The organism is Microcoleus sp. BR0-C5 (assembly GCF_036705045.1).
In the GTDB taxonomy this organism is placed as follows: Bacteria; Cyanobacteriota; Cyanobacteriia; order Cyanobacteriales; family Microcoleaceae; genus Microcoleus.
The window spans coordinates 42,078-63,287 of sequence record NZ_JAUBTR010000028.1 but is presented as its reverse complement, the minus strand read 5'-3'; the positions used below and the strand labels follow the sequence as shown (position 1 = coordinate 63,287).

Below are 21,210 nucleotides of genomic sequence, written 5' to 3'. Positions count from 1 at the left end.
TGGGTATTGGGCTTGGCTGTGTAAGGGAGGAAACGGTACCCTAACAATCCTTGCATCCTTGCATCCTTGCATCCTTGCATCCTTGCGTCGAATGACACGCCCAAAAACGGATACAAGCCGCCGACAATCGTCGTGGGCTACCAAAAATTTTAGACCCTAGTTCAATCTCCCAGATTCATCTGTGGAGTAAATCTAGAATCTAAAATCTAAAATCTAAAATCTAAAATCTAAAATCGAATTACCCACCGCCGTCTGCAAGAGAAATTCATTTTATGCCTTGGTCTCGTATCCTGAGTGGAATAGTTGCGATCGCCCTTGCTTTGGGAATGATTATTATGGGCGGATGGTACTTCACCGTCGGCTTTGGGGTCATCGTCTACCTAGGCCAATTGGAATATTTTCAATTAGCCAGGGCTAAAGGCATTGCACCCGCTGCCAAAACTACCTTAGCAGTCAGTCAAGGCCTGTTAATTACTGCTGCCCTGGCACCGCAACTCGTAGACGCCATGTTCCCCTTAGCGGGAACCTTAATTTGTTTCTACCTGTTATTCCAACCTAAATTATCGACGATCGCCGATATTGCCTCCTCAATTTTAGGATTGTTTTACGGCGGTTATTTGCCCAGCTATTGGGTACGGCTGCGAGTCGGCCTTGACCCAGCCAATCTTGCTACAACCCAACTTTCGCAGGCAGTAGCAAGCAATTTGCCCGTTAACATTTACTCGCCACCGTCTTGGACAACTTCCAGCCATATATCTTTAGGATTGACTTCGCTGCTGCTGGCTTTCTTCTGCATCTGGGCCGCTGACATTGGGGCTTATTTTGTCGGCAAATTCTTCGGGCGCACTAGCCTATCCCACATCAGTCCTAAAAAAACCGTTGAAGGTGCCGTATTTGGAGTTTGCGGCAGCATCGCCGTGGCAGTCGCTGGTTCTTGGTATTTGCACTGGCCGGGGTGGCAGTATACTGGGGCTGCTTTTGGTCTGTTGATTGGCGTGGCTAGCCTGTTGGGAGATTTAACTGAGTCGATGATGAAGCGAGACGCCGGCGTTAAGGATTCGGGACAGTTAATCCCCGGTCACGGCGGCATTCTCGATCGCACCGACAGTTATGTTTTTACCGCGCCCTTAGTCTACTATTTTGTCACTTTACTCTTGCCCGCGATCGACTCTTTTTTAATTAATCGGTAATTGGGAATTGGTCATTGGTCATTGGTCATTGGGAATTGGGCATTGGGAATTGGTCATTGGGAATTGGTCATTGGCTATTTATTCCCAGGATCTACCGAGGAACCAGGTTAAAGTCAACTGTCAACTGTCAACGGTCAACTGTCAACTGTCAACTAACTAAGGCAAAACTCTAATTCCTCCCCGACAAACAATCTCCCCCGGACTCAAAATCAACTCTTCTATCTCAACTTCCGGCCCAAAATCAATTTTAAAACTATTGAAATCACTGCTCTTTAGTTCTCCATCCATTTCGATTTCTGGTGATTCAAACATCAATTCGCGACCGCTGGCTATCCGTAAACCAGTCCGCAATACAAAAGGAATTTGCGTACCGCCAGCGCGCAAAATTGTCGCCGAAAGCGTTAACAAACCCGCCTCAATTGCGATCTGCGAATTTTGCAACTTCAGCGAATTTTCCCTATCTTTTAGTGGCAGCATGGGGAGCAAAAATTCGCTCAAAGCTAAGCCAAGCAAAGGCGCTTTCAGCGACGCATTCAAATCCGCTTGGCTGACCCTCAAAACGCCTGCCACGGGAACGGATTCCAGGAGGCGCAGGGGTTGGCCTTTGAGAGCTTGACCGAGGTTGATGCGAATGCCACAGCCCTCTATGGCAACTTCAGTTAGGTGTAGTCCTTTATACACAGCACCGATCGCGGCGGCCGTGACTTTGGGGATCGCACCGCTGAAGATTTGTCGATCGCTCCCCTCAATTTTCACCTTCAACTCGTCCACATGCTGAACTTGCGATCGCAGCCACAACTGCACCGCCGGAGACAGCACCGCGCTCGCGATCCGGCTGCCTTGACTCGGCGAAGGTCTCCCCGGTTCCTCGCCGAGATTAACAGTCCCACCAGAGCCAGCAGCGCCATCTCTATTGTCAAATAGAAGAGAGTCTCGATCGACAGTCATAAACAATTTCATAATTTGACACTCCTCGCCCTGAAGGCACGAGGATTATTAAGACATTTCGATCTTAATATCCCTAGTAATAGGGTTCCCAGGCTGACCACGAAAAGCACATAGGTGTGTAGTCATATCTCAAGAGTGAATGTTTTGGGCGTAGACTTTCCCCCAGTCCGGGGGTAGGTTTTTAAATCTTGTCTGATCTGGTTATTGTACCATATTCATTTGTTGAGATGGATGTGTTTTTTTAGTGGAAAATGGAAAAAGCCGTCCGATCAGGACGGGGTTTTAAACCCAATCTTCTGATAAACCTTAATATTCAAGCACAGAAATTTAACTAGAGCTTGCACATCCAATCTCAAAAACCCGGTTTCTGCACAGATATATCGCCGTCAACCTCTGATTTTCCTTAGAAACCGGGTTGATGAACACAAGTCCGATTAACTCCAAAATCAAGCAGAAATCTGGCATCAGCCACGCCAGAAGCAGAAAAATTCTCACCTTTGTCACCTTGGGCTCTTTGGGTAGTTCACGAGTTGTGCGATCCCGATGAAAAATTCGCGATCGAGCGTATAAATTTAACCAGCAGTACGGGATTTATGGTAGTGTGGGTTTATGGTCGGGTCAGACCCACACCTTTCAAACCAGCCGCACATCAACGGTGCAAACCTGTGCCTGCCGCGAGTCTTTTCGTCGTAGTTTTTGCACAGCATTCAGGGTAATGCCATAAGGACAATCTGCACCGGGCACAAGGACAATCTGTGCCATGCCGGGCGTCCTGTAATAATTGGTCAGCACTATAATTTATTCCCAATCAGGAATTGAGCATTGCTAGTACGGTTAATCAATTAACCGTGTCGTGTTTCCTCCCCACCGTTCGCTCGTTGGGGATTTCCACACTCCCGTCATGTCTGATGAAAGGCTGCAAAAAATCCTCGCCCAGTGGGGCATTGCCTCTCGCCGTCTTGCAGAACAGATGATTGTAGCTGGACGAGTCCGAGTTAATGGCAATATTGTTCGCTTAGGAGAAAAAGCGAATCCCGATCGCGATCTCATCCAAGTCGATGGAGTCCCGGTGAAACCAACGGATAAACCCGCAAAGGTCTATCTGTTGCTCAACAAACCGGCAGGCGTAGTTTCTACTTGCAGCGATCCAAGATCCCGATCGAAAGTTCTCGACTTGCTGCCACCACAACTGCGCTCCGGTCAAGGCATCCACCCCGTAGGACGCTTAGATGCAGATTCCACCGGCGCCCTCTTGCTCACCAATGATGGTAAGCTGACATTTTGTTTGACCCATCCGCGTCACTCGATCGCCAAAACTTATCAGGTTTGGGTGAGCGGCGATCCCCCGGAACCCATACTACAAAAGTGGCGTCAGGGCATCATCTTGTCCGGCCGAAAAACTTTGCCCGCGAAAGTTAAAGTTATCGATCGCGCGCAAGACCAAACTCTGTTAGAAGTCATGCTATCAGAAGGCAGAAACCGACAGATTCGGCGAACAGCCGAGCTATTGGGATATCCCGTGGTGCGCCTGCACCGCACAGCCATTGGCCCGATTCAATTGCAGCGGCCTGGTTTGCCAATATTGCCACCAGGCTGCTGCCGACCCCTAGAAGATGCGGAAATTATTTATTTATGGAATCTAGTCAACCTAACATCAATAAGCGTGCCAGTAAATTCCCAGGAGCACAGCATATGACAAAGAATTTATTGTTTTTATTCTTCAAAACAACTAAGCAGAAACTGCACTCCCAAGAGCCAGAAACAGCTCAGAAGAAGCTAGCGGAAATTGGAACTCAACTCCGTCAGTACCGCGAACAGCAGTCGATTTGTTTGGACAAAGTAGCCGTGGTAACAATGATTCGGCGGAATCTGCTACAAGCAATCGAGGACGGTCAACTCGACCAACTTCCCGAACCCGTCTACACTCAGGGTTTGATCAAGCGCTACGCTGAAGCAATGGGTTTGGACGGAACTCAGTTTGCCGACTTTTTCCCGATCGAACCGGCGCCGCGATCGAGAACCAAGCTATCCTGGCAAGATGGGCCTCAGTTGCGGCCGATGCACCTCTACCTCTTTTACACCTTTCTAATTATCTGTTCGGTCAATGTCTTATCTCAGTTGATGAGCGGTTCTATTACCGCAAAAAACGGTGCGGGAGTCGAAGAATTAGCGCTTGGGCCGCAAGAACAAGCTCGCGCCGCTGCTGAGGCATCAAGAGCCTCACAAAATCAGAAACCGGATAGTTACGAGGCTGTCGAAGCAGTAAGAACAGGTCAAAGTTTAGATAAATCTGGCAATAAACCAGTAATGGTTAACGTCACTTTTAAAGCAGAATCGTGGATGCAGGTTAAAGTCGATGGTAAAACAGAGTTTGAGGGAACTTTGCCGACCGGGACTGTTCGCACCTGGGGGGCTCAAAAGCAATTGGTAGTGGTAGCAGGTAACGCCGGCGGGGTAATGGTTGCTGTTAATAACGGACAAGCCGAACAACTCGGAGATCCGGGAGTCGCCAAAGAAGTAGTTTTTAAAGCAAACGAACTCAATCCTGCAGCACCGCCCAAAAATGAAGGTTGAGTGTTAATTGGTAATTGTTAATGGCTAATAGGTAATAGCAGGCCCTCCACAGATTTTAATTAGAATGTCCCTCTTTATTGACTCATTACCAATTACCAATTACCCATTCTATCAAACCCGGTTGCATCGGAATATTCAAATCCACCAAACCGTAAACCACGGATGGTGCAACCGGAATTGCTCTAATTCATCTGCGTTAATCTGTGTTGATCTGCCCTCATCTGCGGTAAAAAAAAGAGAATGTATTAACCGCACCGGACAAGGGATTGACGCTGATTCACGCAGATAAAGAGTAGAGAGATAGGAAGAATTCCGATGCTAACAGATTTGATATTACCCATTAACAATTACCAATTACCCCTTACCGACGCTCAATGTTTATTAGGAGCGCGCCCGGAGATGTAAGTCATAGTTTTTAGCCGATCGCGCACTTCCCAATTCAAAGCTTCGGGTCGATACCGCCATCCCCAATTTCCCTCTGGTTTCCCCGGAAAATTCATCCGCGCGTCAGTATCTAAACCCAACAAATCTTGAAACGGCACAATTGCCATATTAGCAATAGAAATCCAACCCATGCGGATTAAAGACCAGTGAATTCCTTGGGGATCGATGCAGCCCAAATAACGCATAACCTCATCTCTTTCGTAGTTTTGCAGTTGATTGAACCAGCCGACAGTCGTGTCGTTGTCGTGGGTGCCGGTGTAGACTACGGAGTTGCGATCGTAATTGAAAGGCAAAAAAGGATCGCCCGGACCACCGGCAAAAGCAAACTGCAAAATCTTCATTCCTGGAAACTCGTATCGATCGCGCAAAGCTTCCACTTCTGGAGTAATTACCCCTAAATCCTCAGCGATAATCGGCAAGTTACCAAACTTCTCGTTAATTAGATCCAATAAAGCTGTTCCCGGCGCTTTAATCCACTCTCCCTCGATCGCAGTTTCTTCTCCGCGCTTCACCGCCCAGTAAGCGTCAAATCCTCGGAAGTGGTCGATCCGAGTTACGTCTACATAAGCGAAAATCGCTTCAAAACGCTGCACCCACCACTCAAAATTATTTGCTTGCAAATTCTCCCAATTGTATACCGGGTTGCCCCACAATTGACCTGTATTGCTGAAGTAATCAGGGGGGACTCCCGCCATTAAAGCTGGTTCTCCGGTGGCTTCATCCAAGCAAAATATTTCTGGATGAGACCATACATCCGCGCTGTCGTGAGCTACATAAATCGGAATATCGCCAATAATTTTAATGTCCCGCAGGTTAGCATAGCGTTTCAACTCCGTCCACTGGCGAAAAAACTCAAACTGGACGTATTTGTAGTAATAAATCTCAGCATTTAGCTGCTGGCGCCACTTCTCTAGGGACTTTGGTTCTCGACGGGCAATTTCTGGTTCCCAATTGTTCCAGCTAACACCGCCAAAGTGATCTTTTAGTGCCATAAATAAGGCGTAATCTTCCAGCCAATTCTCTTTGCTTTCGCAAAAACCTGAGAATTCTTTTTGCTGGATCGGGGATGCTTTGGCTTTGAAGTTTTCGCAAGCTTTTTTGAGCAAAGGCACTTTCAGGGCGATCGCCCGATCGAAGTCTACATAATCCAGCGGAAATTCTGGTAAATTAGCGAAATCTTCATCGCCGAGCAATTGCTCGTCCCGCAGCAGTTCTGGGTTGATCAGCAGCGGATTTCCCGCCATTGCTGAATAGCAGGAATAAGGAGAATTGCCGTATCCTGTCGGCCCCAGCGGCAATACCTGCCAGTATTGCTGGTCGCTCTCTACTAAAAAGTCAATAAAGCGATATGCTTCTATTCCCATGTCTCCAATGCCAAATCGACTGGGAAAGGACGTGGGGTGGACTAGCATGCCGCTCGATCGGGGAAAAAGCATAATCTATCTAAAGATATAGGAATTTAACATTGACAATTTGACCGATATTCCCTACCAGTTAAACTTCGTAGTTTTTAGGGGGATTGTTAGGGCAAATACTTTTGTGATTGTCTCATATTTTCTGCGATAACGTGCTTACCAAATATTTTTATGGAACTCTACTCATAAATCCTGAGTAAAGTTCAAAACATCAAAATCAGAAATTACACGATCGCCCTGCTTTCACAGCTAGGTTTTTTTACTCAGGCTCGTTTGCTGCAACAAAGTATTTTGCTTGAGCGTAGCCGGTTTTTGCTTAATTTTTAAATCTAACTTTTCTTTTGTTTTCGCCCCATCTCTCTACAGTCGTAAATTGCCCGCCAACAATCAGCCATCACTTAAGCAGAGGCAATGCACAAATCAGCCGACTGTTTTTGTATCTCAAAAAACAGTCGGCTGTGGAATTACCTGAAAAGAGGCTGAGTTTAAGCTTGCTTGTTCAACATTTTCTGCACTTGTTTGAGAGCTATACTGCCGATGTTGTAAGCAGCCCAGCCGCCCGCCAACAATACGGGCATCAATACTATTAGTATGCGGAAGTCAAATTCCATGAGTTCTCCTCCTAAAGTTTTTTAACAAATTCTCATAATCTATTTGTATCTCATTTTGTCGCCATTCTCTTGACTCTTTAACCAAATATTCGGGATACGCAGGAGGACATCGCTCCGCAAGAATTGAGAGCGAAAGCGAAACTCCTGGGCGGGATCTCGGCATTCGCTGCACCAATTATCCCACAATCTGTTTGGCAATCCCTTCCACCACCTTAGTTAGAGGGTCGTTAGGGAAGTGCAGCGCAAACACTCCCTTGCTGGCGAGTAGCATCATCTTGTCGCTGTGGGGCAGTACCCCTGCCACTGGGATGTTGTAGATACTCTCTACTTGCTGCTTCAAATCCTCGAAATCCAGGGATTCTGGGGCTTTATTGATCGTCATCAAAATCTTGGGAACTTCTAATTTGCGGGCCACATCTACCGTGACAGCCGTTCCCTGAAAATCTTGCTGATCCGGACGCAGAATCAGCAGCAGGATGTCGGAAATGGTGATGCTGAGGAGGGTTTCTTCGTTGAGGCCCGGGTGCGTGTCTATAAATAGGTAGTCTAAGTTCAAAACCTCGATCAGTTCTTGAAAGCCGTCGGTAAGCAGTCCCACGTCGTAGCCTTCCCGCAAAACTCGCGCTATCTCCCCTGCTTTAATGCTCGAAGGAATCAGGTAGAGGTTGCCGTTACTGGCTAATGGTGGCAGCAGCGAACTCACATTGTAGGCCGTATCCGCGATCGGACACCGGCCCCACAGGTAATCGTTCAGGCAGCGATCCATATTGCTCTCGCTGAAACCGAACAACACGTGAATCCCTGGTGATTGAATGTCTGTGTCCACAATGGCGACCCGATTTCCGCCGCGAGCGATAATAGATGCCAGGTTTGCTGTCGTGTTCGATTTGCCAGTTCCGCCCCGGTAAGAGTGGACAGAGATGATTTTGGACATGATCTGCGTATGAGCGTAAGAAACGGCGAGAATTAATTATGATGCAATTCTCGATGCAGTCGAGTTGCCTGTCATTCTTCCTTGGCCCCCAAATCCTCCTTGTCAGTTAAACTATCACTTTTTTCATCTTTTATCCTCTTTTCTGCGCCCCTGCGCTGTCGCATCTGTTTGGCTTTGGTTTGCAAATCGCTGAACTCGTCATCAGGTTTAGTTTCGGCTGAACTAGCACCACAACGGGTATCTATCGTGACACCCGTTTGAGAGCCACTTTCCGATTCAGTCAGGGCGGCGCGCTGCTTCTGCTGTTTGGCTTTTTCCTGCAACTGAGCTAGGTATTCGTCTGTCTGACTTTCGGCCTTGGGAAGCTCTGGGGTACTTGCAGTTATTTCTTGGGGCTCGGAAGGTACTTTTTCAGAGGTTTCTTGTTTGCTAATTCTCAGTTTATCTTTCTTTTTCTGCAATTCTTTAAAAAAATCAGATTCTGTGATTTCTGCGACTTGCTGTTCTTTTTTGGCTTGGTCTATTTCGATTTTGAAGACTTGTTTTACTCGATCGCTAATTGCTTTCCCGTATCCGGCTTTATTAAATCTCTCTGCTGATACAATGCTACCGCCAGTTACGATTAATGCTAATGCGGGCGCTGCCACAGGCACCCACCCTCCCAACATAAAAATCCCAAAGCCGATCGCGCAGCACCCGGACAGCAGTGCTCCAAATGTCACCGTCAACTTCGCTGGGTGAGCCATCCGCGATGCCAAGGTTCCTCCCACAATTGACCATCCCGAAATCCACATGATTTCTGCCCATTCCGGCCAAAACCACAACATCGGTCTGTTGTCTAAAACTGCACTCAGAATTTGGCTGACTACTTGTGCGTGTGCCACGATCCCCGGCATGAATTGGTTTTTTTGCTGTCGCCCACTATAAGGAGTATAAAATAAATCTTTAACGGTTTCTGTGGTATAACCGATGAGAACTATTTTATCTTTAACTAAATTCGGGTCTACTTTCCCTTCTAAAACATCGGTAATTCTGACTTGGTTTGCGACTTGCTGCTTGGAACGATAGTTAATTAATATTTGATATCCCCTGACATCGGCATTTTTGTATCCTCCGTCATTGCTTGCTAGTTGTTTTAATTGGGTTTTTCCCAGCCATAAAGATTGATCGGGTGCAAGTTTGGGAGAGATTTTTTGCCCTTGCAGGTAGCGGAGTGCTAGCTGGAGGTTGAAGGAAGCTAAAACTTGAGAATTGTCATTGCAAAGATGTTTTTGGGCCGAGGAGTTGCCGTCAATTTTCGGCGGTTTCATAAATAATAAAGCCCTGCGGAGTATGCCACCCGGATCGACTCCGAAATCTGCAAATCCCACCCGGTTTTGTGGCAGCCCCGGCGCAGGCGGAGAACCGGGATTGTCCGGGCTTCCGTCGGTGACTAAACATACCCCGATTATTCGATCGCTTTTTTGTAAAAGTTTAGTTAATTCCTCGCGCCCGTCTCCTAAAGGTACGTCTCGCAGTACATCTAAACCGATGACTGCCGGCTGCATTTTGTCAAGTTTTTTTAAGATTTCAGCTATTGTGCGATCGGATATCGGCCACTGTTTCAGTTTCTGAATGTCTGCTTCGGTAATCCCCACAACTAGCAAACGCGAGTCTGGCTGTTCATCGGGACGCCACCTCACCATTTGGTCGTAAGCGCTTAATTCTACTGGTTCGAGTATTCCTAGCTGTCTGGCACCCATCAAGGATAATGTTACTGCCGCGCTGGCAATTAATACAGACTTAGCCAATGCTAGTGATGGTTTATACATTTGACTCAATTGAGCCGCTGCCGATCGAATTTTGTTAGATATTTTACTCATTATCCCAGCATAAAAGTTTGACTCGTTTCTGGAACAGCAGTTGTTTCACATTTCCCGCCTGCTGGAGACTTCCTCCATCTTAGAACACTCGGAAACTCCGACCGCTTTGTTACAAAAATTTACAGTACGTGGCGAGCAACTGTATCTAATGATACTTGCGACCTAGGCAACCTGATTTTTCGGACGGAGAATCCACTTGCCGCTCGAATTAATTAATGTTATTGATGATATGTCAAGGTTTAAATTGTGTATTTGCGCCCTCGACTAGCAGCTCAAAAATATTTGTCGTCATCAGCGAATGCCTGTGTTTGCAATTATAGTGAAAGGTAAAACAAAATGAAACGTTTTCTACATCGGGCTACACTTGCGGTCGCCGTATCTGCGATCGCAGCTACCGTGCCCAGTTCACTGGCACCGATGCGCGCACAATCCCAGCCGCTTCTGCTGAGTCAAAATGTTAATTTCAAGCCTCCCGATGTAACAGCCCCCGCCAACCGACAAGGAGGAACACATCGCGGCAACAAGCTTTGTCCAGCGGGTTTATCTATTACTCCTTTAGTACCTCCAACTAATATCGGTTTAACCCTAACGGATTCTCCCACAATTTTTGTCTATGTTCCTCAAACCTCTGCAAAAATAGAGTTTACTGTGCTCAACGACAAGGAAGAGGAAGTGGTCTACGAAAAAACATTTAAACTAGACAAATCAGGGATTGTTGGAGTTACCATTCCTGCTACCGTGGACAACAACAAATCCCTTGAAGTTGGTAAGCGATACGTGTGGTCATTTTCGCTAGTTTGCGACCCCGAAGACCGAGCGGCAGATTTAGTTGTTAAAGGGTTCGTGCAGCGAATTGAACCGCAGGCAACTCTCAAGAGCGAGTTGGCAAATCCCGATCCGATGACTAGGCTCAACGTTTATGCTCAAAATGGGATTTGGTACGAAACTATCGCTACTTTAGCCCAAATGCGGCGCCAGACACCGGGGGATGTGAAGCTGACAGCCAAGTGGACGCAATTATTGCAGTCCCAAGGACTGGAATCTGTTGCAACTCAACCACTGGTTGCGCCTCTTTAAATCTCGCTATTTCTTGAAGTTTTGTCGGTCTGCCGATGGCGATGTGAAAAGTGACCCATTTACTCGATCGCGCCCGGGGCTAAAACTCCGGGTTAACATTTAGAGATGCGCTCTATAAATATTTCTACAAGTTGGTGGAAAAATGAAACGTTTTATAAATTTTACTGCACTGGTGATGACTGTATTGACGATCGCCGTTACTCTCCCCAGTTTGCTTACACCGATGCAGGCTGTGCCTGCACCAATCCTGCTGAGTCAGAATGTTAATTTCACACCTCCCGATGTAACAGCCCCCGACAACCGGCAAGGGGGGACGCATCGAGGCTGTAAGTTACGGGATGGTTTATTCATTACTCCCTTAATACCTGAAAGCAATATTGGCTTAACGCTAACAGAGTCGCCAACATTTTTTGTATATGTTTCTCAACCGGCTGCTCAAGTAGAGTTTATTTTGCTAAACGCAGATGAATCCGAAGTAGTTTACGAAACTACTTTAAAAAATGACAAAGCCGGAATTGTTGGAGTTAGCCTTTCTGAGAAAGACAAGACAAAAAATATTGAGGTTGGTAAGCGATATGTGTGGTCGTTTGCACTAGCCTGCGATCCTCTGGAGCGTTCTGGAGATTATATTGTTAAAGGATGGATGCAGCGAATTGAACCCCAGGCAAATCTCAAGAACGATTTGGCAAATCCCGACCCTATGGCTAAGGTGATGGCTTATGCTAGAAATGGGATTTGGTACGAGACTCTTGCTACTCTAGCCGAAATGCGGCGCCTCGCACCCAATGATTCGCGGCTGACGACCGAGTGGACGCAATTGTTGCAGTCCCAAGGACTAGAATCGATTGCCGCTCAACCGCTAGTTCAGTCTTTTTAAGGCTGGCTATCTCTCATGGCTTTGTGGTTCCTAATATGATAGGAAGGTTGACCAATTTTTGGGTTGCGCCAGGGGTTTTAACTCCTGACGCGCAGTAGACAGAGATCGGTAAAATCTCTACAAGTTGGTGAAAGAATGAAACGTTTTCTACATGATGCTGTATTTTCGCTGGCTTTATCGGGTATCGCAGGTATTTTCCCAAGTTTTTCGGCGCCAATGCTGGCAAACTCTGCGCCAATTCTGCTTAGTCAAAATGTTAATTTCAAACCTCCTGATTTCGGCGCCCCGGACAACCGGAAAAAGGGGACACCTGCTGGCGTGATCTGTCCGAGAGACTTATCTATTATTGCTTTAATCCCTCCGAGCAATCGCGGTTTAACGGTAGCAGAATCGCCAATATTATTTGCTTATATTTCTCAAGCTTCGACTCGATTAGAGTTTATTTTGCAAACTCAAGATACAAACCAAACGCTAATTTACGAAACTACTTTCACAGTTGAAAAAGCCGGGATTGTCGGAGTTAGCATTCCTGCTACTCGTGACAAAAAGAAATCTATTGAGGTTGGGAAGGAATATCAATGGGTGTTTTCGGTGGTTTGCGATCCAGAAGATCGATCTACGGATTATTATGTTCATGGGTTAGTGCAGCGAATTGAACCTGTGCCAAGTCTCACAAGCGAGTTGGCAAATCCCGATCCTATGGCTAGAGCGATCGCTTATGCTAAAAATGAGATTTGGTACGATACTGTGGCTACTCTAGCTGATATGCGACGTAAAGCTCCTGACGATGCGATGCTGACAGCCGAGTGGAGGCACTTGTTGCAGTCCCAAAAGCTTGATTCGATCGCTAATCAACCCCTGGTTCAGTTTTTTTAAGAATGACTCCTGACTCACAACTAATGATTCTTCACTAATGACTAAGAACTTGCCAAATATTCTAGCTCTTGATTTTGACGGTGTGATTTGTGACGGACTAATCGAATATTTCCAAACTGCTTGGCGTACCTACTGTCAAATCTGGAAACCAGTCGAAACAGTACCAGATCCAGATTTAGCTTTGAGTTTTTACCGAGTGCGACCCGCCATCGAAACTGGTTGGGAAATGCCGCTGCTGATCCGCGCACTGCTGACAGGAATTTCCCCAGAGCAAATTTTGCTAGAGTGGCCCAATATAGTACCGCATTTATTGACCGAAAATAATTTGAAAGCGCAATCTGTCGGTGCTATGTTAGACGGATTGCGCGATAATTGGATTGCTGAGGATTTATCTGGGTGGCTGTCTTTGCACCGCTTTTATCCAGGGGTTGCCGATCGCTTGTACTCCTTGCAGGAGAGTTCGGTGAAACTGGCGATCGTCACTACAAAGGAAGGCCGTTTTGTGCGGGAACTTTTGCAGCTAGCAGGCGTACAAATGCCGCCGGAGTTGATTTTTGGTAAGGAATACAACAAGCCTAAACACCAAATTTTGCGGGAATTTTTGGCCGCGTCTGGCAAAGATTCGACTATTTGGTTTGTGGAAGACAGGTTAAAAACTTTGCTGTCGGTGAAGCAGCAGCCGGATTTATCTCAGGTGAGGTTATTTTTGGCTGATTGGGGTTACAATACTTTGCCAGAACGGGAATCTGTGGCTCAAAATCCACCAGTTAAATTGCTTTCTCTGTCCCAGTTTGCCGGAGATTTTGCAGATTGGCTGCCGATCGATTGTTGATGTTAGATTGGTTTACAGTGGTAATATTTTTTTCGCTGTTCAGAGTCAAAAAAAATCACAAAATTTTACATCTTTTTTGTTGACTTTTGCGGCCTAGACATGGTATTTTAATATAATGGGATGTTGGCAAAAATAATATTTTTGCCACCATCCCATTATAAGATAAATATAACAGAAAATCCTCAAAAAAGCAAGGATATCGAAAAAAAAAAAAGGTTTTTTTTTCAGGTACTCTTGACCTCACCAACCCGGTTTTTTTACTATTTCTGGGGGCGGGTACGAAGTATTTTAGTTTATCAAACCGCGTGTGTGACAAAAAAACAAGCTTCGGAACAAAAAAATTGAAAAGTGTTTTGATAATTTCTCAGCTTCAAAGCTTTCTAATATTGAGACTTAAAACCCATGCTCGATTTAACTAAAGCAGCCAAGGCAATGCAGGGAATGAGCCAACATTTGAATGTGGAAGCGGCAGCCGCTCGCCAGCGTTTGGAAGTGGCTCAGAATTTGCTGGTAAAGGCTGCAGCGGAACAGGAAAAATTGGTGGAATTGCAAGAGAATTGGCGCGATCGCACTTTATTCAATGCGGCCACGCCGATCGAACCCTTAGACGATCGCACCGACATCACCGCACCCCCCGCCTCTCACACAGTCTTTGCCACAGACGGATCGCAAATTTCCCCCAACCATCACGAAATAGCCTACTGCTACCTGCTAAACGTCGGCACAGTCATGCTGCACTACGGGCAAAGCCGCCACCCAGTTTTAGACAGCGTGCCCGAGGTTTTCTACAAACCCGAAGACTTGTACGGTTCGCGACAGTGGGGAATTAGAACCGAAGAATGGATGGGATATCGGCGCGCAGTTTCCGAAGCAATTGCCTTAGCAGAAATGGGCTGCAATTGGGCAAAAGTTAACGACAATAAATTACCCGCGCCAGCTTTAGCAATGGTAGACGGTTCCCTGATTTATTGGTTTTTGGAACAGTTACCCACCGAAGCGCGCGATCAAATTTTGCTGCCAATTTTAGAAGCTTGGGACAAGTTGCGTTTAGCAGGAATTCCCCTGGTAGGATACTTAAGCGCTTCTCGCAGCAGCGAAAGCTTATCTTTTTTGCGGTTTGAAGCTTGCACCCACGAAGTACCAGACTGCATGACAAATTGCCCTAACGTCGGATTTGCCGCCACCATTTCTTTCGCCGAAAAAGCACCTTGTCAAGAATTTGAACCTCTACGGGATGCCATATTGTGGGCAACAATCCTGTCGCCCGGACAAAGAAGCCCTTTGTGGAAATCCCAAGCTCGAATTTTAGATTTATACGGTCTTAATTCCGTCTATTTCTGTTACGTTCACGTTGGCACAGAAATTGCTAGAATAGAAGTGCCGGAATGGGTAGCACAAGATACAGCACAGCTAGATTTAGCATTAGGAATGATGCTGGCTCAAGTACACAAAGGCGGCGGGTATCCGGTGACGCTAGCAGAAGCTCACAATCAAGCGGTAGTCACGGGGGGCGATCGAACTCGCTTTTTCGCTTTGTTAGAGCAGCAAATGATTAAAGCAGGCTTAAAAAATGTCGGAATTTCTTACAAGGAAACACGGAAGCGCGGCAGTATTGCTTAAATTTAAAATTAGAGTTGAAAATGTTATATGCCAATAGAATTAATCATTTTAATTGCTTCCTTACTTGTATCTTGGCTGGTGTTTAATTGGGCTTTTAAAGTGTTGAAAGCCAGCATCGGCACAGCGATTGCTTTAGCAGCAATTGTGCTGGTGATGCAGTTATTGTTTGGCATCGGGCCAAATCAACTTTTCCAACATATAATTCACCTGCCGGAAACCTTGGGTAAAATGATTTCGGGCAAGTGATCCGATTTGGGATTGTTGATTCTTTTAAATACCCGACTTCTTCCAGAAGCCAGGTATCGGGAGATTCCGAGAATTTTCCTTCTTCCTTCTTCCCTCTTCCTTCTTCCTTCTTCCTTCAGATATTAACTTCCCAGCATTTGCAACTTGTACAAACTGGCATACAACCCTTCTTGCTGCAACAATTCTTCGTGGCTGCCAGACTCTACTAACTGCCCGCGTTTGAGCACTAAAATACGATCGACATTTCGGATAGTCGAGAGCCTGTGGGCAATAATTATCGCCGTTCTGTCCGCCATCAAACGCTCTAGAGCTTCTTGAATTAAAGCTTCCGTCCCCACATCCAAACTAGCAGTTGCCTCGTCTAGAACTAAGATACTGGGATTGCGAATAGCGGCACGAGCAAACGCTAATAATTGCTTTTGTCCCCCCGAAAGATTGGTTCCCCGTTCCCGCAATTGCGTATCATAACCTTGAGGCAACTGTTCGATTAAACGGGCAACATTTGTCTTTTCTGCTGCTGCTTGAATTTCCTCAATCGAGTAACTTTCTCCCAGGCTGATATTGCTCTTCACGTCACCAGCAAATAGAAAGCCATCTTGGATAATCACGCCTATGTGCCTGCGTAACTCTGCTTGAGGCAAATCCCGAATATCCACATGATTAACCAGAATCCGTCCTCGGCTAGGTTCGTAAAGGCGGCACAGGAGACGGATAATCGAACTTTTGCCTGCACCCGTAGGGCCGACTAATGCTACTTTTTCGCCTGATTTGATGGTGAAATTGAGGTTTTGCAGGACATATTCGTCTTGTTTGTAAGCAAACCACACGTTGTCAAATTGGATTTCTCCCGATTCAGAATTCTGCGATGTGGCATTTTCTCCTCCCCGAAGCTTGGGGGGATTGGCGGAGGGTGATTGGGGATTTTTAGGCACTAAACGATATTCGGAACTTGCTGGATTTTGATGATTATCTGCCAATTCTCGATCGAACGGAGACAAGTTGTAAGCCGTTGCCTCTGGATGTCCAGTTATCAACAACGGTGAATAACCTGCCCTTCTTCCTTCTTCCTTCTTCCCTCTTCCTTCTTCCTTTTTCCCTCTTTCTTCTTCCTTCTTCCCGCTAGTTGGATCTTTAATTTCGATGGGTTCGTTGAGAATATCGCTAATGCGTTCGACAGCGGTAAATCCTGCTTGAATAGCAGTGAATTTCTCAGCAAATTGCCGCAGCGGATCGAAGAGACGCTGAGCAAATAAAATGAATGCCGAGAGAGTACCGAAGTTAAGATTACCAGCTAAAACCCTTTGGCCGCCCATCCACAAAACGGCTGCAATCGCTACTAAAGCAATCCATTCTAATGTCGCAGATACGGCAGAGTCGTAAAATATAGTTTTGTCAACTGCTTTAATGTAGCGTTTATTCGTGACGCGAAACAATTCCGAGTTGAATCTTTCGCGGCGGAATAGCTGCACTACGCCAATACCAGTCAAGTTTTCTTGCAGTTGGGCGTTGAGATCTGAAAGTTCTTCTCTGGTATTGTAATTTGCTATGCGATATTGGTACTGGAAATAAACTATGACTGCGGTAATGGGTATCATCATCAGCACCAACATTAAAGCAAGTTGCCACTGCATAGTAAACATGAAAATGGCAATTACTAAAATTGAAAATAAATCGCTGACAATGCCGATCGCCCCTGAAGAGAAAACCTCTCCCAAAGCTTCCACATCGCTGGTGAGGCGAGTCATCAGTTTACCGACAGGAGTGCGATCAAAAAATCTCACTGCTAGCGATGTGACGTGCGCGAACAAATCATTTCTAATATCTGTAGTAATTATTTGCCCTACTTTCGTGACTAAATAGCCTTGAAGTGATTGCAGTGCTAATCTAAGTGTTATAGTTAGCATGAGCAAAACTGCCAAAATATTCAATGCAGCAGATAAAGGCACTCCCCGCAAGAACTCGTAGGTAGGTTCCGAGCGAATTACCGAAATTGCCTGTCCGATGAGAATGGGTTGAATTGCTCCTGAGACTGCTAGCGGTACTAATAGTGCGATCGCAATAATCAGCAAGCGTTTGCTGCGGGTTGCGTAAGATGCCAACCTCATGAATAACCGCCAGTCTGTTTCCTGGCCGGATCTGTTTTTGGTGTCTGCTACTGGTGAGGAAATAGTCATTGATGGCAAAAACTGTACAATATATCTAGTTAATAATTGTAACAAATAAAATGAAGATTTGGCACTACTATCAGTAACAGGCAAGATGCCTGTTTCACAAAGAGTGTTTTCTTGTAACAGCAGGTTGGGTTGATGAACGAAACCCAACCAAAATGTTTGTAGGCTGACAAAACAGGTATTATAATCTACTGGTAGAACTTATATTTATTATGCAAGAGATAGAGACAGCCCGATTGTATCTGAGACAATTTACGCCAGACGACTTAGATGAGCTGTACCGCATCTACAGTGATGCAGAAATAATGAAATACTTGAGAGGAGTTAAAACTAGAGAAGAAACAGAAAGCGCCATTCATACCATGCTCAAACGTTGGGAAGAAAACAACTTCGGAATGTGGGCTTTAGTACATAAAATAGACGGTAAAATGATTGGTCGCTGCGGACTGAATTTTCTGGAGAAGACACCGGAAGTTCAGCTAGGCTATGCGCTCGACAAAGTTTATTGGAATCAAGGATTGGCGACAGAAGCATCTTTGGCTAGTCTAAACTATGGATTTCAAATATTAAATTTGGAGAGAATAGTTGCGATCGCCCTCCCAGAAAATATAACCTCCCAGCGGCTGATGCAGAAAGTTGGCATGAAATATGAAAAAAATGCTCATTACTACGAAACAGATGTAGTATATTATTCTGTCTCGCGAGAAAGTTACCATTCAAAAGTAGTTTTGTAGGGTGCGCCTAGCGCACCTTACTGCATTTAAATTACTCGCATCGCAAATTGGCATTATTGTCGGCTGAAAACTACGAAGTTCTTTGCAATTGCTTGTTAACTTTTTCAATTTTCTTAGCAAAATACTCTTGTCTGTGTCCCAATCTTTTAGCCACGTCCCACCCTTTTTGATAGGATTCCAAAGCTTTATCGTAAGCCTTCATCTCTTGATAAACTTGACCGATATTGTCATAAGTGTTCATCAATCCGTAGAAATTGTAAGCCCGCTCTTCTAACAGCAACTGCATTTGATAAATCCGCAAAGTCGGCTCCCACTGCTTTTGCGATCGATAAAGTAATGCTAATTTATCTAAAGCTTCGCTAGCTTGGGCATACTGTTGAATAGGGACGGCTAAATTGTAGGCTTCCTGATAGTATTGAGCGGCTAAATTGATTTGACCTATGGTTTGGTAATCGCTGGCGATCGCAATTTTGAGCGGTGGTATGGCGCTGGGATTTTGTAAGTTAAGATACACTGAGGCTAGTTTTTCCCTAGCTGCGATCGCCTTTAGGGGTTGTTTCGACTGTTGGTAAACATAGGCCAACTGTCTCAGAGTATCTACCTCTGTTGGAGGAGTTACAGGCTGCGGCGGCGCGCCGTTTCCCGCAACTACAGCAGCATTTTGCACAGCAGAATTAGCAGCAAATAAAGCGCGGTTTTCCTGAATTAAAGTAGCCAATTCCTCATACACCGGAGCAGCTTTATCGTAACTCAACCAATTGATGTGAATAAGCCCGATCGCCTTCAAAATCTGACCTTCAGCCAATATATCTTGGTTTTGGCGCGCCTTTTCGAGAATTTCTTGGTAAACTTCTACAGTCGGGCCTTTAGCGCGCACCTGCTGAAAAGCCGCTGCGAAGACGGGGAGCAACTCAGTATTAAGTGGTACTTGGGATTTGACTTCTTTTTGAATTGCTTGTAACCGTTTGGTAATAAGCTGTAGTTCGAGGTTTTTACCGTTACTCCAAGCAACACTTCCCACCCGACTCAAAGCAGCAATTTCCGCCGCCGGGCCCAGATACCTCCGCAGCCGCAATTCTCGGAACCAAATTTCAAAAGCACCCGCGCCGTCTCCCGCTTGCAGTTTAGCCGCTGCTTCTAAGTTTAACTCTTCCAAAGCCGCTGTCAGTTCGTCCCGCTGAGTGCTGCTCAAAGATTCACTGGCAGGAGCTAGGGGATCGGGTGTGGTAAGTTCTAGAGGATTAGGAGAAAATTGATCGAGGGCTGGTGGATTAGTTTGGGCGCTAGCAATAGAACCAGCACACAGCCACAAGAAAAGCAAGCACCCAATTGGTACAGAACTTCTGATTCTCAAAATTTGGTTGCCGCGATTCGGCATCTTTTCTGGAAACATCAAGTTTTGCATATCTACAAAACGGTATAAATTATGTCACAAAGATGGCACAAAAGCAAACTGTTCAACAAGAGCAACAAAATAAATGTCACCGCACTGAGCAATTATTGGGATTTAAAGACGCTGGGCGATCCTCTTCGTTGGCGTAGCCCCCGTAGGGGCGGGCTTCGCCAACGTATTTTACGCTTATTCAGTCTAGCCCTAATTCTCTTAACTGTTTGCACAGCTTGCGCCCCCCCTCCCGCAGTTGCTAGAGACCGCTCTTTTCCAGAATTGTCCCTAGAATTTTTGGGCGAGTACCAATTGCCAAAAATGAATTTTGAAGGAGTACCCGTCGGCGGTTTGTCAGGAATTACCTACGACCCCAAAGGTATTAGTGCAGTCACTTCCAAAGCTTATCGCTTTTACGCTCTCTCCGACGACCCCAGCGAAAACGGAGAAGCGAGATTTTACAGTCTCCGACTAGACCTCACATCAAGCGATCCAGCAAATATTCGCCTAAAAAAAGTTACCGTTGAAGGCGTTACCTCCCTCAAAAAAACAGACGGTGAAACCTTCTCTTGGGGTTCCATAAATCCCGAAGGCATCGCCCTTTCTCCCCGCAATTCAGTATTTGTCGCCAGCGAAGGCGTTACTCATGTGGGCATCCCTCCTTTTCTCGGTGAATTTGACCTCAAAACAGGGCAAATGCGGGGAAATTTGCCGATACCAAAGCGCTATATTCCCGATGCCAGCGATGAAAAACAGCAGCAAGGAGTGGTGGACAATTTAGGTTTTGAATCTTTAACCATCGACCCAGAAACCTTTAGTCCAGGCGGTCTAGATCCGTTTCGTTTGTTCGCAGCTACGGAAGCGCCGTTAATGCAAGATTTAGACCCCGAACAGGCAAGCAAACTGCGTATTTTACATTATATCATCGTCGATAAAACGCCGCAATTAGTCTCAGAAAATCTTTACAATCTCGACCAAGTTCCCATGACTATTTTGAACGGTTTAACAGAATTAGTAACTGTCGGTGGCGGTCAGATTCTGAGTTTAGAACGTTCTTTTGGGCTGTCGGGATACAGCGCTAGGATTTATCAAATAGCAGTTGGGGCGGCTACAGATACTTCGAGAATCCAGAGTTTTAAAGGGCGAGTGGCAGTCGAACCTGTTAAGAAAAAGTTGCTGCTAGACTTAAGCGAACTCGGAATTCCGCTGTACAATTTAGAGGGAATGACCCTCGGCCCGCGCTTGCCAGATGGCAGCCAGAGTATAGTTTTGGTCAGCGATGACAATTTTGATGAAGCGCAGAAAACTCAGTTTATCTTGTTGAGTTTGAAGGGCAAAGGTTAAGTCATAAGGGCGGGCTAGAAGCCCACCCCACCCCACAAGAAAATTTATTGTTTGTGAAGAAACAATATTGC

Annotated in this window: 19 protein-coding genes; 11 read left to right on the top strand and 8 right to left on the bottom strand. The window is 45.9% G+C overall.

Annotated elements, in window-relative coordinates:
- Positions 1-272 precede the first annotated feature (272 nt).
- A complete protein-coding gene (locus QUB08_RS15540; RefSeq protein WP_333225564.1) occupies positions 273-1,190 on the top strand; it encodes a phosphatidate cytidylyltransferase in 918 nt (305 codons plus the stop codon).
- 156 nt (positions 1,191-1,346) lie between these two features.
- On the opposite strand, the gene QUB08_RS15535 is transcribed toward QUB08_RS15540, so the two are convergent.
- Positions 1,347-2,150, bottom strand: coding sequence for a DUF2993 domain-containing protein (locus QUB08_RS15535; RefSeq protein WP_333225563.1), 804 nt, complete (start codon positions 2,148-2,150; stop codon positions 1,347-1,349).
- A gap of 621 nt (positions 2,151-2,771) precedes the next feature.
- Positions 2,772-2,930 (bottom strand): hypothetical protein, encoded by a 159-nt coding sequence (locus QUB08_RS15530; RefSeq protein ID WP_333225562.1) that lies wholly within the window; start codon positions 2,928-2,930, stop codon positions 2,772-2,774.
- 109 nt (positions 2,931-3,039) lie between these two features.
- Here QUB08_RS15530 and QUB08_RS15525 point away from each other — a divergent pair, with 109 nt between their 5' ends.
- Entirely contained in the window at positions 3,040-3,834 is a 795-nt protein-coding gene (locus QUB08_RS15525) for a pseudouridine synthase (RefSeq protein WP_333157546.1), read from the top strand.
- On the top strand, positions 3,831-4,712 hold the full coding sequence (locus QUB08_RS15520; protein ID WP_333157540.1) for a RodZ domain-containing protein: 882 nt from the start codon (positions 3,831-3,833) through the stop codon (positions 4,710-4,712). The genes QUB08_RS15525 and QUB08_RS15520 overlap by 4 nt, the downstream gene beginning before the upstream one ends.
- 371 nt (positions 4,713-5,083) lie before the next feature.
- On the opposite strand, the gene malQ is transcribed toward QUB08_RS15520, so the two are convergent.
- The 4 genes from malQ to QUB08_RS15500 form a co-directional block, all read right to left on the bottom strand.
- Positions 5,084-6,592 carry a 4-alpha-glucanotransferase gene (gene malQ, locus QUB08_RS15515; RefSeq protein ID WP_333225561.1) on the bottom strand — a complete coding sequence of 503 codons (1,509 nt, stop codon included), beginning with the start codon at positions 6,590-6,592 and terminating at the stop codon, positions 5,084-5,086.
- A gap of 464 nt (positions 6,593-7,056) precedes the next feature.
- Entirely contained in the window at positions 7,057-7,182 is a 126-nt protein-coding gene (locus QUB08_RS15510) for a photosystem II protein Y (RefSeq protein WP_333157538.1), read from the bottom strand.
- A 175-nt stretch (positions 7,183-7,357) separates the two neighbouring features.
- Entirely contained in the window at positions 7,358-8,116 is a 759-nt protein-coding gene (locus QUB08_RS15505; RefSeq protein WP_333157537.1) for a MinD/ParA family protein, read from the bottom strand.
- A gap of 71 nt (positions 8,117-8,187) precedes the next feature.
- Positions 8,188-9,978 carry a CHASE2 domain-containing protein gene (locus QUB08_RS15500; protein WP_333225560.1) on the bottom strand — a complete coding sequence of 597 codons (1,791 nt, stop codon included), beginning with the start codon at positions 9,976-9,978 and terminating at the stop codon, positions 8,188-8,190.
- Positions 9,979-10,314: 336 nt separating this feature from the next.
- Here QUB08_RS15500 and QUB08_RS15495 point away from each other — a divergent pair, with 336 nt between their 5' ends.
- The 6 genes from QUB08_RS15495 to QUB08_RS15470 all read left to right on the top strand — a co-directional run bounded on the left by QUB08_RS15495 (position 10,315) and on the right by QUB08_RS15470 (position 15,506).
- Positions 10,315-11,055 carry a DUF928 domain-containing protein gene (locus QUB08_RS15495; protein WP_333225559.1) on the top strand — a complete coding sequence of 247 codons (741 nt, stop codon included), beginning with the start codon at positions 10,315-10,317 and terminating at the stop codon, positions 11,053-11,055.
- Between the two features lie 142 nt (positions 11,056-11,197).
- Positions 11,198-11,932, top strand: coding sequence for a DUF928 domain-containing protein (locus QUB08_RS15490; protein ID WP_333225558.1), 735 nt, complete (start codon positions 11,198-11,200; stop codon positions 11,930-11,932).
- Between the two features lie 135 nt (positions 11,933-12,067).
- Positions 12,068-12,808, top strand: a complete 741-nt coding sequence (locus tag QUB08_RS15485) for a DUF928 domain-containing protein (protein ID WP_333225557.1) — start codon at positions 12,068-12,070, stop codon at positions 12,806-12,808.
- A 37-nt stretch (positions 12,809-12,845) separates the two neighbouring features.
- Positions 12,846-13,640: an HAD hydrolase-like protein gene (locus QUB08_RS15480; RefSeq protein ID WP_333225556.1), complete on the top strand. Its 795-nt coding sequence runs from the start codon at positions 12,846-12,848 to the stop codon at positions 13,638-13,640.
- Positions 13,641-14,042: 402 nt separating this feature from the next.
- Positions 14,043-15,260, top strand: coding sequence for a DNA double-strand break repair nuclease NurA (locus QUB08_RS15475; protein WP_333225555.1), 1,218 nt, complete (start codon positions 14,043-14,045; stop codon positions 15,258-15,260).
- A gap of 27 nt (positions 15,261-15,287) precedes the next feature.
- Positions 15,288-15,506 carry a hypothetical protein gene (locus tag QUB08_RS15470; protein WP_333225554.1) on the top strand — a complete coding sequence of 73 codons (219 nt, stop codon included), beginning with the start codon at positions 15,288-15,290 and terminating at the stop codon, positions 15,504-15,506.
- Between the two features lie 122 nt (positions 15,507-15,628).
- Here the strand turns inward: QUB08_RS15470 and QUB08_RS15465 are convergent, their stop codons facing one another.
- Positions 15,629-17,680, bottom strand: a complete 2,052-nt coding sequence (locus tag QUB08_RS15465; protein WP_333225553.1) for an ABC transporter ATP-binding protein — start codon at positions 17,678-17,680, stop codon at positions 15,629-15,631.
- Between the two features lie 209 nt (positions 17,681-17,889).
- On the opposite strand from QUB08_RS15465, the gene QUB08_RS15460 reads away from it, so the two are divergent.
- The gene (locus QUB08_RS15460; RefSeq protein WP_333225552.1) at positions 17,890-18,411 is read left to right on the top strand and encodes a GNAT family N-acetyltransferase; all 522 of its coding nucleotides are present in this window, start codon (positions 17,890-17,892) and stop codon (positions 18,409-18,411) included.
- 70 nt (positions 18,412-18,481) lie between these two features.
- Here QUB08_RS15460 and QUB08_RS15455 read toward each other — a convergent pair whose 3' ends face one another.
- On the bottom strand, positions 18,482-19,804 hold the full coding sequence (locus QUB08_RS15455; protein WP_333225551.1) for a tetratricopeptide repeat protein: 1,323 nt from the start codon (positions 19,802-19,804) through the stop codon (positions 18,482-18,484).
- Positions 19,805-19,837: 33 nt separating this feature from the next.
- Here QUB08_RS15455 and QUB08_RS15450 point away from each other — a divergent pair, with 33 nt between their 5' ends.
- On the top strand, positions 19,838-21,139 hold the full coding sequence (locus tag QUB08_RS15450) for an esterase-like activity of phytase family protein (RefSeq protein WP_333225550.1): 1,302 nt from the start codon (positions 19,838-19,840) through the stop codon (positions 21,137-21,139).
- Positions 21,140-21,210 lie beyond the last annotated feature (71 nt).